Origin of the sequence: Lentzea sp. (assembly GCF_036380075.1) — a bacterium.
Taxonomy (GTDB): domain Bacteria; phylum Actinomycetota; class Actinomycetes; order Mycobacteriales; family Pseudonocardiaceae; genus Lentzea.
The window spans coordinates 1-12,065 of the sequence record NZ_DASVFL010000120.1; the positions used below are offsets into that span (position 1 = coordinate 1).

The 12,065-nt window shown below is 72.9% G+C and carries 12 protein-coding genes and 1 pseudogene; 8 read left to right on the forward strand and 5 right to left on the reverse strand.

Annotation, left to right across the window (positions count from 1 at the left end):
- From VF330_RS15465 to rph, 3 genes and pseudogenes are all read left to right on the forward strand, one after another.
- Positions 1-200, forward strand: a pseudogene (locus tag VF330_RS15465) (hypothetical protein); the annotation flags it as partial.
- Positions 181-837, forward strand: coding sequence for a hypothetical protein (locus VF330_RS15470; RefSeq protein ID WP_330852286.1), 657 nt, complete (start codon positions 181-183; stop codon positions 835-837). The pseudogene VF330_RS15465 and the gene VF330_RS15470, both read left to right, overlap by 20 nt.
- A 168-nt stretch (positions 838-1,005) precedes the next feature.
- Complete coding sequence (rph, locus tag VF330_RS15475; protein ID WP_330852287.1) at positions 1,006-3,579, forward strand: rifamycin-inactivating phosphotransferase; 2,574 nt, start codon at positions 1,006-1,008, stop codon at positions 3,577-3,579.
- Between the two features lie 27 nt (positions 3,580-3,606).
- On the opposite strand, the gene VF330_RS15480 is transcribed toward rph, so the two are convergent.
- Both VF330_RS15480 and VF330_RS15485 read right to left on the reverse strand, forming a co-directional pair.
- Positions 3,607-4,239 carry a response regulator transcription factor gene (locus VF330_RS15480; RefSeq protein WP_330852288.1) on the reverse strand — a complete coding sequence of 211 codons (633 nt, stop codon included), beginning with the start codon at positions 4,237-4,239 and terminating at the stop codon, positions 3,607-3,609.
- Positions 4,236-5,363: a sensor histidine kinase gene (locus tag VF330_RS15485; protein WP_330852289.1), complete on the reverse strand. Its 1,128-nt coding sequence runs from the start codon at positions 5,361-5,363 to the stop codon at positions 4,236-4,238. Before VF330_RS15485 ends, VF330_RS15480 begins: the two co-directional genes overlap by 4 nt.
- A 130-nt stretch (positions 5,364-5,493) precedes the next feature.
- Between VF330_RS15485 and VF330_RS15490 the strand changes: the two genes are divergently transcribed.
- The 3 genes from VF330_RS15490 to VF330_RS15500 are packed head-to-tail and all read left to right on the forward strand — an operon-like array spanning position 5,494 to position 7,788.
- Positions 5,494-5,922 carry a hypothetical protein gene (locus VF330_RS15490; protein WP_330852290.1) on the forward strand — a complete coding sequence of 143 codons (429 nt, stop codon included), beginning with the start codon at positions 5,494-5,496 and terminating at the stop codon, positions 5,920-5,922.
- Positions 5,923-5,968: 46 nt separating this feature from the next.
- A complete protein-coding gene (locus VF330_RS15495; RefSeq protein WP_330852291.1) occupies positions 5,969-6,412 on the forward strand; it encodes an SRPBCC family protein in 444 nt (147 codons plus the stop codon).
- Positions 6,413-6,456: 44 nt separating this feature from the next.
- Positions 6,457-7,788, forward strand: a complete 1,332-nt coding sequence (locus tag VF330_RS15500) for a TIGR01777 family oxidoreductase (protein ID WP_330852292.1) — start codon at positions 6,457-6,459, stop codon at positions 7,786-7,788.
- Positions 7,789-8,089: 301 nt separating this feature from the next.
- Here the strand turns inward: VF330_RS15500 and VF330_RS15505 are convergent, their stop codons facing one another.
- On the reverse strand, positions 8,090-9,232 hold the full coding sequence (locus VF330_RS15505; protein ID WP_330852293.1) for a glycosyltransferase: 1,143 nt from the start codon (positions 9,230-9,232) through the stop codon (positions 8,090-8,092).
- Here VF330_RS15505 and VF330_RS15510 point away from each other — a divergent pair.
- Positions 9,222-9,356 (forward strand): hypothetical protein, encoded by a 135-nt coding sequence (locus VF330_RS15510; protein WP_330852294.1) that lies wholly within the window; start codon positions 9,222-9,224, stop codon positions 9,354-9,356. The genes VF330_RS15505 and VF330_RS15510 overlap by 11 nt on opposite strands.
- Before the next feature lie 256 nt (positions 9,357-9,612).
- Positions 9,613-11,196: a glycosyltransferase family 4 protein gene (locus VF330_RS15515; RefSeq protein ID WP_330852295.1), complete on the forward strand. Its 1,584-nt coding sequence runs from the start codon at positions 9,613-9,615 to the stop codon at positions 11,194-11,196.
- Here VF330_RS15515 and VF330_RS15520 read toward each other — a convergent pair.
- Entirely contained in the window at positions 11,188-11,559 is a 372-nt protein-coding gene (locus VF330_RS15520) for an NAD-binding protein (protein WP_330852296.1), read from the reverse strand. The two genes, VF330_RS15515 and VF330_RS15520, sit on opposite strands and share 9 nt — an antisense overlap.
- Positions 11,556-11,852: a DUF3099 domain-containing protein gene (locus VF330_RS15525; RefSeq protein ID WP_330852297.1), complete on the reverse strand. Its 297-nt coding sequence runs from the start codon at positions 11,850-11,852 to the stop codon at positions 11,556-11,558. Before VF330_RS15525 ends, VF330_RS15520 begins: the two co-directional genes overlap by 4 nt.
- Positions 11,853-12,065 lie beyond the last annotated feature (213 nt).

The window sequence follows — 12,065 nt, forward strand, 5'->3', positions numbered from 1 at the left end:
TCGACACGACCAGGGCCCGCGAGGAGCTGGGCTGGGTGCCGCGCAGGAGCAGCCGCGACTGCGCCCGCGAGCAGATCGGCGGCATCGCCGACGCGACCGCGCTCCCGAGCCCGGCGCTGCGCCGCGACCGGTTCCGGACCGAGCCGCGCGGCGTCCGCCCGGTGCACCGCGAGGCCAGTCGTGCGGCTGCATCCCGGTGAGGTCGAGGCCGAGGGCTGGCACGTCCTGCCGCTGTCCACTGTGGTGGGCCAGCTGCTCGGGAAAGCGCCTGCTGACAACGAACGCCCTGCCGTCGTCGCGATAGACGGCCGCGGTGGCGCGGGGAAGTCGGTTCTCGCGCAACGGCTGCACCGGCTCGTGCCGTCGTCGGCCGTGGTGCACACCGACGACATCGCCTGGAACCAGGCGTACTTCGACTGGGCGGACCTGATGACCCGGCACGTCCTCCGGCCGCTGCACCGGGGTGAGGCCGTCGACTTCCGGCCGCCCGCGTGGGTGGCGCACGACCGCCCCGGCACGATCCGCGTTCCGGCCGGGACGGACGTCGTGTGGGTCGAGGGCACGGGGATGGTCCGCGACGCGCTGGCACCGTGGATCGACGCCTCGGTCTGGGTGCAGGGCGACCTGGACGAGCAGGAACGGCGGCTCGTGGAACGCGATGGCGACTCCGCCGCCCAACGGGAGCACGTCACCGCGTGGCTGGCCGAGGAGCTCCCCCACATGCAACGGGAACAGCCGTGGCGCAAGGCCACTCTCACCGTCGCCGGTACGTCAGAGCTCCCGCACGACCCCGAGACCGAGGTCGTCGTCGCCGGAGGTCAGCCCGACCGGGAGTGAACTCCACCGGCCACGGGTTCATTCCTCCCGCCACTTTCATCTTTTAGCACGACCGGGGTCTTGCGGCAAGACCCCGGTCGTGCCGCAGAATCTCCCGCTTGCGCCACGGACTGCGGAGACGCGGCCGCCGCGAAATGCTGGGGAAGGCGAAACGGGGGAAGCTGAAGGATGACAGGCAACGTGCTCGGACTCCGGGAGATCGACCGGACGCAGGTCGCCCTCTGCGGCGGCAAGGGAGCGCACCTGGGAGAGCTGTCGCGGATCGACGACGTCCGCGTGCCGACCGGCTTCTGTGTGACGACGACGGCGTTCCGTCAGGTGCTGCGGGACGCACCGTCCATCGACGATCTGCTCGACCGGTTGGCGCGCCTGAGCCCGGACGACCGGGACGCGATCCGCGAGATCAGCGAGGAGACCCGCCGGGTGGTGGAGGGGACGGCCGTCCCCGAGGACGTGGCGGAGGCGATCACCGCCCGTGTCGTGGAGGGCACCGCCTACGCGGTCCGGTCGAGCGCGACGGCGGAGGACCTGCCGTCCGCGTCGTTCGCGGGCCAGCAGGACACGTACCTGAACGTCGTCGGCGCGGACGAGGTGCTGCGGCACGTCCGCCGGTGCTGGGCTTCGCTGTTCACCGAGCGGGCCGTGACCTACCGGCTGCGCAACGGTTTCGACCACCGCCAGGTCCTCATGGCCGTGGTGGTGCAGGAGATGGTCTTCCCGCACGCGGCCGGTGTCCTGTTCACCGCCGACCCGGTGACGTCGGACCGCACGGTGTCCTGTGTGGAGGCGAGCTTCGGGCTCGGCGAGGCGCTGGTGTCCGGGATGGTGAACCCGGACGTCTACCGCGTCCGCGACGGCGTCATCGTCGAGAAGACCGTCGCCGCCAAGAAGCTCGCGATCCACGCGCTGCCCGGCGGTGGCACGCGCGAGGAGGAGGTCGAGCCCGGGCTTCGAGAACGGGCTGCGCTCACCGACGAGCAGGTCGTCCGGCTCGTCGAGCTGGGCCGGCGCGTCGAGGCGCACTTCGGGCGGCCGCAGGACGTCGAGTGGTGCCTGGCCGACGGCGGCTTCCAGGTCGTGCAGAGCCGTCCGATCACCACGGTGTTCCCCGTGCCGCCGGGCGACGGGCAGAACCGCGTCTACGTGTCGGTCGGGCACCAGCAGATGATGACCGACGCGATGCGGCCGCTGGGCCTGTCGGTGTGGCAGCTGACGACGCCCAGGCCGATGGCCGTGGCGGGCGGGCGCCTGTTCGTCGACGTCACGCAGATCCTGGTCACCCCCGCGAGCCGGGCCGGTTTCCTGGGCGTCGCGGGCAAGTCCGACACGTTGATGGGCGACGCGCTGCGGACCGTCCTCGACCGCGAGGGCTTCCTCCCGCCGGTCCCGGACGAGACCCCGCAGGAGATCCCGGGCGCCGCGCCCGCCACCATCGAGACCGACCCGGACGTCGTCACCGAGCTCATCGCCGCCGCCGAGACGTCGGTCGCCGCGCTGACGCGGGAGATCGCCGGGAAGTCCGGCGTGGACCTGGTCGACTTCGTCCTCGCGGACTTCGCCGAGCTGCGCCGCGTGCTGTTCGACGCGCGGAGCACCCAGGTGATCATGGCCGGGATGCAGGCGGCCTGGTGGCTCAATGACCATCTCCAGGAGTGGCTGGGCGAGAAGAACGCGGCCGACACCCTGTCCCTGTCCGCGCCGCACAACGTCACGGCCGAGATGGGTCTGGAACTGCTCGACGTCGCCGACGTGCTCCGCCCGCACCCCGAGGTCGTGGCCCGCCTCCAGGACACCGGCGACCTGGACGGCCTGGCGGACCTGCCGGGCGGCCGGGAGTCTCGTGACGCGATCCTGGGCTACCTCGGCAGGTACGGCATGCGCTGCGTCGGCGAGATCGACATCACCCGCCCGCGCTGGAGCGAGCACCCCGCGACGGTGCTGCCGCTGCTGCTCGGCAACGTCCGGAACTTCGGGCAGGGCGCCGGTGAGCACCGCTTCGAGCAGGGCCGGCGGACCGCCGAGGCCAAGGCGCGGGAGCTGCTGGACCGCCTGCGGGCCCTGCCCGACGGCGACGGGAAGGCCGCCGAGACCGAGCGGATGATCGAGCGCGTGCGGACGTTCGCCGGCTACCGCGAGTACCCGAAGTACTTCATGATCAGCCGCTACTTCGTCTACAAGCAGGCACTGCTGGCGGAGGCCGACCGGCTCGTGCGGTCCGGTGTCCTCGCCGACCGGGAGGACGTCTTCTACCTGACGCTGCACGAGCTTCGCGACGTCGTGTCGTCGAACGAGGCCGATGCGGAGCTCATCCGGCAGCGCAGCGAGGACTTCCTCTCCTACCAGGCGCTCACGCCACCCCGGGTGCTCACCTCGGACGGCGAGGCGATCACCGGGTCGTACCGGCGCGACGACCTGCCGGACGGTGCCCTGGCCGGTCTGGCGGTGTCCGGGGGAACCGTCGAGGGACGGGCCCGCGTCGTGCTCGACATGGCCGAGGCCGACCTCGAACCGGGCGACGTCCTCGTCACGGCGCACACCGACCCGAGCTGGTCGCCGCTGTTCGTGGCCATCGCGGGACTCGTGACGGAGGTCGGCGGCCTGATGACGCACGGCGCGGTGGTGGCGCGGGAGTACGGCCTGCCGGCCGTCGTCGGGCTGGAGAACGCCACCCGGCTGATCCAGGACGGGCAGCGGATCCGCGTCAACGGCACCGACGGGTACGTCGAGATCCTGCCCGACTGACCCGGCGGCGTGCGGGACGCCTCCGGGTCACAGCAGCCCGGACGTGTGCGCGAGGACGGCGAGCCGCACCCGGTTGTCGGCTCCCGTCTTCGTCATCAGCGCCGCGACGTGCGTCTTCACCGTCGTCACGCCGACGTGCAGGCGGTCGGCGATCTCCTGGTTGCCGAGCCCCTCGGCGACCAGGACGAGCACTTCGAGCTCGCGCGGCGTGAGCCCGCCCGGCGGCTCGGGGCCGCGCTCCTCCCGGACGGCCCGGCGCACCAGCCTCCGCAGCACGCCGGGGCTGAAGGGCTGCTCTCCCCCGGCCGCCCTGCGCACCGCGGCCAGCAGCTCCTCCGGCGCGGAGTCCTTCACGAGGAACCCGTGCGCGCCCGCCGCGAGCGCCGGGTACAGGTGCTCGTCGTCGTCGAACGTGGTCAACGCGACGACGCGCGCGTCCGGGTTGTCCGCGAGGACCTTCCTGGTCGCGGCGATGCCGTCGACGACGGGCATGCGCAGGTCCATGAGGATCACGTCGGGCCGGCTCCGCGCCGCCACCCGCACCGCCTCGGCGCCGTCGGCCGCCTCGCCGGCGATCTCGACGTCCGGCGCGCTCTCGCAGAGCATCCGCAGACCGGCGCGCACGAGCTGCTGGTCGTCGACGATCAGGACGCGGATCACGCGGGCTGCTCCTGCCGCGGCACCGACGCGCGCACGGACCAGCCGCGGCCGTGCGGACCCGCGTGGAACGACCCGCCGAGCCGTTCGACCCGCTCCGCCATGCCGGTGAGGCCGTGGCCGTCCCGCGCCTGGCGGGGCGGCACTCCCCCGTCGTCGCTGATCTCGACGTCGATCCCGGCGGCGGACTCGCGGACGTCGAGGCGCACGGCGGCACCGGACCTGGCGTGCCGCATCACGTTCGTGAGCGACTCCTGCACGACCCGCAGCACGACGAGCCGCCGTGCCGCGTCCAGGTCGTCGGCGACGTCGATGGTGGTGCGCACCCGGAAACCCGCGCGGTCGCAACGTTCGGCGGCCTGCCGCAACGACGTGGAGAGGCAGGCGGGACTCGCGCCGAGGGATGAGGGCACCGACGGGTCGCGCAGCTCGCTGACCAGCTCGCGCAGGTCCGTCAGCGCGGCCGTTCCGGAGGCGTGCACGTCGTCGAGCACCTCGCGGAACTGCTCGGCGCTCGTCGCCGCGTGCCGTGCGACGGCCGACCGCAGCACCATCGACGACACGTGGTGGGCGACGAGGTCGTGCAGCTCCCGTGCGACCGCGACCCGGTCGGCCTCGCGCGCGGCCTCTATCTCGGCGTCCCGCACGCGCAGGACCAGTGCCTTCTCCTCCCGTTGGCGCGCGGTGAGCTGCCGCATGGACCGGAGGTGCCGCCCCACGAGCACCGGAACCCCGACGACCAGCGCCACCCGCAGCACCACCACCGGCAGCCGGTCGTCCTGCTGGCCGAAGAGGTAGACCGTGTCGACCACCAGCGCGACCACAGTGCCGGCCACCAGCGGGCGCCAGGGCCGCCGCATCGCCAGCTCGGCCAGCGACAGGGCGGCGCACGCCTGCGCCTCGCCGAGACCGGGTGCGCTCAGCAGGAACGCCGCCAGCACCAGCAGGTGCTGCGCGAGCGAGACCGGCAGCGGGAACCACCGGCCGGGGACGAACAGCAGCGCCGCCGCCACCGGGACCGCCCAGGACCGCACGGTCGGCTCCGGCGCGGGAACGGCGAGCCACAGGGTCGAGGCGACCACCAGGGCGAGCGGCGCGAGCCTCAGCACCCCGTTCCACGAAGTCACGGCCCCGATCGTAGGTCGGCGGGGTGACCCGGCACCTCCTCCCGCGGGAGGAGACGGCTCCTCCACCGGGTCGCGGGGACGGGCTCCGCGCAGGATGTGCCCGGACTCCCGCCGCCGAAACGATCGCCGCATGATCTGGACCAGGGCACGGTCGACACCGATCCTCGTGATCCGGCTGCTGATGGCGGCGGTCTTCACCTTCTACGGGTGCGTCAAGCTGTTCGGCGGCCAGTTCTACTACGGCGACTGGGACGGCCTGGCGAAGTCGGAGGTGAGCGGCACCTCGCTGGTGTGGCTGTTCTACGGCTACTCGCCCTTCTACGGCCGCGTGACCGGGCTGTTCGAACTGGTTCCCGCGGTGATGCTGCTGTTCCGCCGCACCACGTTCGTCGGCGCCGGGGCGCTGTTCGTGGTCGGGCTCAACATCACGCTGATGGACTTCGCCTTCGGCTACCCGTTCGTCAAGTACATGGCCGCGCTCTACACCGTCCTTTGTGGAACGCTCGTGCTGCACGACCGCGACCGGCTGCGCGAGGTGTTCGCCGACCCGGTGCGCTGAGCCCGTTCGTCGTGCAGGCGCGCACGGGTGGTGTTCGACTGGAACCGTGCCGAAGAGAAGCGTTTCCGCCACCCGAACCGTCCACGCCCCCGCCGAGCGGATCTTCGACCTGCTGACCGACCCGTCGAAGCACCCGCTGATCGACGGCTCGGGGTCCGTGCGCGCACCCCTGCCGGGCGGCCCGGAGCGGCTCGCGATGGGCACCTCGTTCGGCATGGACATGAAGATCGGCCTGGCGTACCGGATCGAGAACGTCGTGGTCGAGTTCGAGGAGAACCGCCTGATCGCGTGGCGCCACTTCAACGGGCACCGCTGGCGCTGGCAGCTCCGGCCGGTCGGCGACGGCGCCACGGAGGTGACCGAGACGTTCGACTGGTCCACCGCCCGCACGCCGTTCCTGCTCGGGCTGTCCCCCATCCCGCGCCGCAACAAGGCGTCGATGGAGCGCTCGCTCGAACGGCTGTCCGCACTCTTCGGCGCGAACACCTGACCACTCGTCAAGCGGAGCCACCACCGCGCACTTAGCGTGGTGACATGGCTTTGATCTACTCCAGCTTGGTCGACGCGCCGCTCGACGACGTGTTCGCCTGGCACGAGCGGCCGGGCGCGATCCACCGGCTCACGCCGCCGTGGCAGCCGGTCGGCGTCGTGCGGGAGGCCGACCGCCTCGACGGCGGCCGCGCGGTGCTGGGGCTGCCCCTCGGCCTGCGCTGGGGCGCTCAGCACAAGGGCTACGAGCCGCCGAACCGGTTCGTGGACGAGCTCGACTCGGCGCCGCTGAACTGGGCGCTGAAGTGGCGGCACAGCCACGAGTTCGCGGCGGAGGGCGACCGCACCCGGATGACGGACCGGGTGGACACGCAGGTCCCGGCCGCGCTGCTGCGGTCGATGTTCGCCTACCGGCACCGCCAGGTGGCCGCCGACATCGCCGCCCAGGCCGCCGCGCGGCAGGCGGGCGACCGGCCGATGACCGTCGCCGTCACCGGCAGCGGCGGTTTCGTCGGCACCGCGCTCTGGTCGTTCCTCAGCACGGCGGGCCACCGGATCGTGAAGCTGGTCCGCCGCCCGCCGCGCGGCCAGGACGAACGGCGGTGGGACCCCGATCGTCCCGCGCCCGACCTGCTGTCCGGTGTGGACGCGGTGGTGCACCTGGCCGGCGCCTCGATCGCGGGCCGGTTCACCGACGCGCACCGCCGCGAGATCCGCGCGTCCCGCATCGGCCCGACCAGGGCCCTCGCCGACCTGGCCGCGGCGGCGGGGGTACCGGTGTTCGTCAGCGCGTCCGCGATCGGCTTCTACGGTGCCGACCGCGGCGACGAGGAGCTGACCGAGGACAGCGACCGCGGCGAGGGCTTCCTGGCCGACGTCGTCGCCGACTGGGAGGCCGCCACCGCTCCCGCCGCGGCGGCGGGCGTGCGGGTGGTGACCGTGCGCACCGGCCTGGTCCAGTCGCCCGCCGGCGGCACGCTGCGCCTCTTCCACCCGCTGTTCGCCGCCGGTCTGGGCGGCAGGCTCGGCGACGGGCGCATGTGGCAGTCCTGGATCGCCATGGACGACCTGGTCGACGTCTACCACCGCGCGCTCTACGACGACTCGCTGCGCGGCCCGGTCAACGCCGTCGCCCCGCACGCCGTGCGCAACAGCGAGTACACGGCCACGCTCGCCGGGGTGCTGCGCCGGCCCGCGCTGCTGCCGGTGCCGTCGTTCGGGCCGCGGCTGCTGCTGGGTGAGCAGGGGGCGCGGGAACTGGCCGAGGCGAGCCAGCTGGTGCGGCCGGCCGCGCTGGTGAAGGCCGGTCACGTCTTCCGGTACCCGCACCTGGAGGGGGCGCTGCGGCACCTGCTGGGCCGCGTCGCGGCCAAGTAGGGCCACGCGGCACGCAGATGCAGCCCGCGCTGCGGCACCTGCCCTGACGCCTCGCGGCCAAGCGGGGCCACGCGGCACGCAGTCGCGGCCCGCGCTGCCACTCGGCCGTGGGCCGGCCCGCTCGGGCGCGTCCCGACCGGGCAGGGCCACGCGGCACGCAAGTGCGGCCCCGACTGAACAGGCAGCACCGCTCGTCATGCAGACGGGCACCCACCGGGCAACCATGGAGTCATGTCCGTCCGACAGGGCCCGGCCCCCGGCTCACCGGCACCATCCCCGGTGAGCCGGAAGCCGCACCCCGTCACCGGGCCAGCACCTCCAGCAACCGGGCCGCTCCCCGCGCCGGCCCCGCCGCGCGGACCGCGTCGCGCAGGTCCGCGAACGGTTCCGGCTTCTCCAGCACCGTGCGCAGCGCCTCCGCCACGTCCTCGGGCGTGGCGGCGTTCGGGTCGAGGCACACGCCCGCGCCCGCCCGTTCGGCGTCGTGGGCGATGCCGAACTGGTCGCTGGAGAACGGCAGCACCACCGCGGGAACCCCCGCCTCCAAGCATTCCGTGAACGAGTTGTTGCCGCCGTGGTGCACCATCGCGGCGACGTGCGGCAGCAAGGCGCGTTGCGGGACGACGGACTCCACCACCACCCTCGGGTCCGTGGCGAGGTCGGCCAGTTCCCGCACGCGGCCACCGGCGGCGACGACCACGGTCAGATCGGGAATCCTCAGTGCGCCTTGGACAACGGTCCGCAGCACGTCGTGCCGTGCGGACAGGAACGTGCCCAGCGCCACGAGGAGCACACGACGGCCGCGGACGCGGTCCAGCCATGCGTCGTCGAGTTCCTCCGGTGCCGTGCAGTGGCCGAGGAAGACCTGCTCCTGCCGCGGCGGCAACGGTGGCAGCCAAGGGAACTCCGGGTAGTTGACGACGGCGGCGTGAGGGGAGGTGAGTGCGAACGCGCGGGCCGGCACCGGGCGTGCCGGAGCGTGGTCGTGCAGGAACCGCTCGTAGGCGGCGGTGAACGCGTGATCGGTGAGGCGGACCTCCGCGGCCAGTTCCGCGAGGTCTTCTTGCGACGGTCGCACGGCGGACGGCCATGCCTGCGGCAGACCGAAGAACTGGTCGTCCCGCGTGACCAGGTAGGTCGGGTGTCCGGTGACATAGGACACGAACGGCAGGTCGAGCGCGTGCAGCGCGAGCGTGGTGGCGTAGTCGATCTGGTCGACGACGTACCAGTCGGGGCGCAGCCGTTCGTGCAGTTCGCGCACGTCGTGCAGCACCTGGCCGGGCGCGGCCAGGGGTTCCGCCCTGCGCCGCCGCGTCTGCGCGAGCAGGGCGGGCACGGCGCCTTCCCGTGTGGCGTCGAGGAAGTCGGTGAGGTTGCGGGCCGAGCGGTCGTCCTGCTCGGTCCTCTCGGCGATGCCGCTGTTCGAGTCGCGTGTGGTTCTCATTGCGGCGAAAGGGATCCCGGGTGCGAGCCCGGCGAACTCCGTGCCGGAGACGAACGTCACCTCCGCCGCTCCCGCCCTGCTCAACGCCGTCGCGAAGACGGACATCGGCTGGGCGTGCGAGTGAAAAGGCGGACTGACAACGACAAAACGTGACACGGGACTCCTCCTCGTTGGCACCACTGGGAATTCGTTCGATCCAAGCGACCCGTTCGGTTCGAACACCGGATGTGCGGACACATCCTGAGGTACAGCTGGCACTGGCAGCCCGACGTGCCGAGAGCACCCGCGTGGCGCCGAGCCCTCACACTGCGGTCGCGACCCTCCTGCGCGACCCCCGTCCAACGACCTTCTCCCTGGCGTGCGAGGAGATCGGCGCCGCCGTGCGCGAGCACGGACCCGAAGCGACGACCGCCGAACTGCGCCGTGCCCTGCTGTTCTCCGAGGACGCCGGCGAGATGCTCCTCGACATCGCGACGCTGCACCGCCTGGCGCCGCTGACCGCCACCGAGGCGCGCGACACCGTGCGGGGGCCGGCGTTGTGGCGTTACCTCGACTCCCTCGGCGAGCCGGTGGACGCCGATCCCCGCTCCCCCTACGAGAAGCTGATGCTGGACCTCCTGCACGACGACATCGCCCTGCCGGTCGCGTCCGCGCCGTCCGGGCCCGTGGTCGCGCAGTCGATGCTCATCGGCGGCACGGCCAGACCCGGCGAGGGCGCCAGCGGCGGCCTCACCGTCTTCCTCTCCTCCCTGGCCGACGCGCTGGTGCGGCGCGAGGACGTCGGCCGCGTCGTCACCGTCGTGCTCGCGCCGGAACCCACCACCGTGACCGTGACGCAGAAGACCGGGTCCGACCACTGGACGGTGCACGTCCCCGTCGACTCGCCGGTCGCGCTCACCCAGCAGGACATGGCCCTGCACCGGGCGGGCATCACCTGGTGGCTCACCCGGCTGCTGCCCCGGTGCGGGCTGACGCCGGACGTCGTGCACGTCCGCTACTCCGACGACGGCTCGCTCGCGGTCGCCGACGCCGCCCGCCTGCTCGGCGCCAAGCTGGTGTTCACCGTCACGCCGGACCCGCACCGCCACCTGGCGGAACGGCACCTCGAGGACGCGCGCGACCTCACCGCCATGCGGTTCGACCTGCACCGCGTCCGGGCCGCCGACCACCTCGTCGAGCGGGCCGACCAGGTCATCACCATCGGCGGCAGGCAGGACGAGGTGCTCCGGCACTTCCCGCAGCTCACGCCCGCCGCCCTGGAGGCGCTCGAAGAGGGCGTCGCCCCCTCGCCGGCGGCGGTGGAGCGGTCGCTGGTGCGGGAGCTGTTCGCGCCGGCCGCGCTCCCCCGGCTCGACGCGTCGGCGGAGGGCCTCCCCGTGCTGCTGAACGTCGGACGGCTGCACCCGATGAAGCAGCAGCCGCTGCTGGTGCGGGCCTGGCTGGAGGCGGGACTGCACGAGGAGACGGCACTGGTGCTGATCGGCGGCTCCAGCACCGACCGCACACCGGACGAGCAGGCGGTGCTCGACGAGGTGCTCGACCTGGCCAGGTCCGCGCCCTCCGCACGGGGCCGGCTCGCGGTCCTGCCGGCCTGGTCCAACGACGACGTGCGGCGGCTCCAGCACGAACTGGCCGCCACCACCACCGGTGCGCCGCACGTCTACGCCTGCTCCAGCGCCAAGGAGGAGTTCGGCATCGCGGTGCTGGAAGCGATGGACGCCGGGCTGCTCGCCGTCGGTCCCCAGCGAGGTGGTCTGCACTGCTACGTCGACCACGGCCGCAACGGCTTCCTGGTCGACACGTCGAACGCCCGGTCGTTGGGTGAGGGACTGGCCGACGTCGTCCACCGGGGCGCGGCGACCGCCGACGTGGCCGCGGCGGGACAGCGGACCGTCCGCGAACGGTTCGACATCGACGCCGTGGCCGAGCCGTTCGCGGCGCTGTACAACCGGTTGTCAGGCTGACCGGGCGCGGACGAAGACCTCGTCCGCGCCGAGCCTGGTGAACAGGTCCTGGTTGGCGGACTCGCGGACGGCGGCGACGATGACCGCCGTCCGGTTGAGGTTGCGCGCCGCGCCGGTGATGACCAGGCCGTCCTGGTCGTCCGTCACCGCGACGACCACCCGTGCCGCGAAGGGCACTCCCGCGTGCTGCAGGACGCAGATGTCGCGTCCGTCGCCGCGCACGATCCGGGCGCCGTTGGCCATCGCGCCGGTCAGCGCGACCGCGTCGGGGTCGACCACCACGACCTCGGGATCGGCGGGGACGTGCCGCAGGACGTCCAGGGCGGCGTCCCCGTAGCCGATGACCACGGTCGCGCCCGTCATCTCGGGTCCTCACCGCGGGTGAGGGCCTGGCGCTGCATCCGCTGCGGTTCCTCCGCCTTGCGCGGCGGCCTGTCGTTGGCGATCAGGACGGCCATCCACGGCAGCGGGACCGACAGCAGGATCAGGGCGAGGGCGAGCCACCAGATCTTCGCGAACACCACCGCCAGCACGATGCACGGGATGCGCATGCTCATCATCAGGGCGTACCGGCGCCGCCGTGCCGCCAGCTGGTCCTGGTACGACGGCGCGGCAGAGGTGATCAGCACGGGGTTCTCGCGTCGAGGCGAGTTCACAAGCGGACCTCCGTTCTCTCCGCTAGAGGTTCGTATCGGCGGCCGATCGGGTTCGTGTCTACCCCGTCACGCCGAGGGCGGGCCGGCGCGCGCGGAACCACGCCGTCGCCACCACCACGAGGACCAGCGAGACGGCCGCGATCCACGCCAGTGCGGGTTGCCCCGCTTGGGCCGTCGCAATCACCACCGCGGTCAGCGCCCACGCCACTGCCA

Excerpts from the sequence above, each read along its gene's own strand:
- rph (WP_330852287.1), top strand. The coding sequence starts at position 1,006 with ATGACAGGCAACGTGCTCGGACTCCGGGAGATCGACCGGACGCAGGTC.
- VF330_RS15500 (WP_330852292.1), top strand. The coding sequence starts at position 6,457 with ATGGCTTTGATCTACTCCAGCTTGGTCGACGCGCCGCTCGACGACGTG.
- VF330_RS15520 (WP_330852296.1), bottom strand. The coding sequence starts at position 11,559 with ATGACGGGCGCGACCGTGGTCATCGGCTACGGGGACGCCGCCCTGGAC.
- VF330_RS15490 (WP_330852290.1), top strand. The coding sequence starts at position 5,494 with ATGATCTGGACCAGGGCACGGTCGACACCGATCCTCGTGATCCGGCTG.
- VF330_RS15505 (WP_330852293.1), bottom strand. The coding sequence starts at position 9,232 with ATGAGAACCACACGCGACTCGAACAGCGGCATCGCCGAGAGGACCGAG.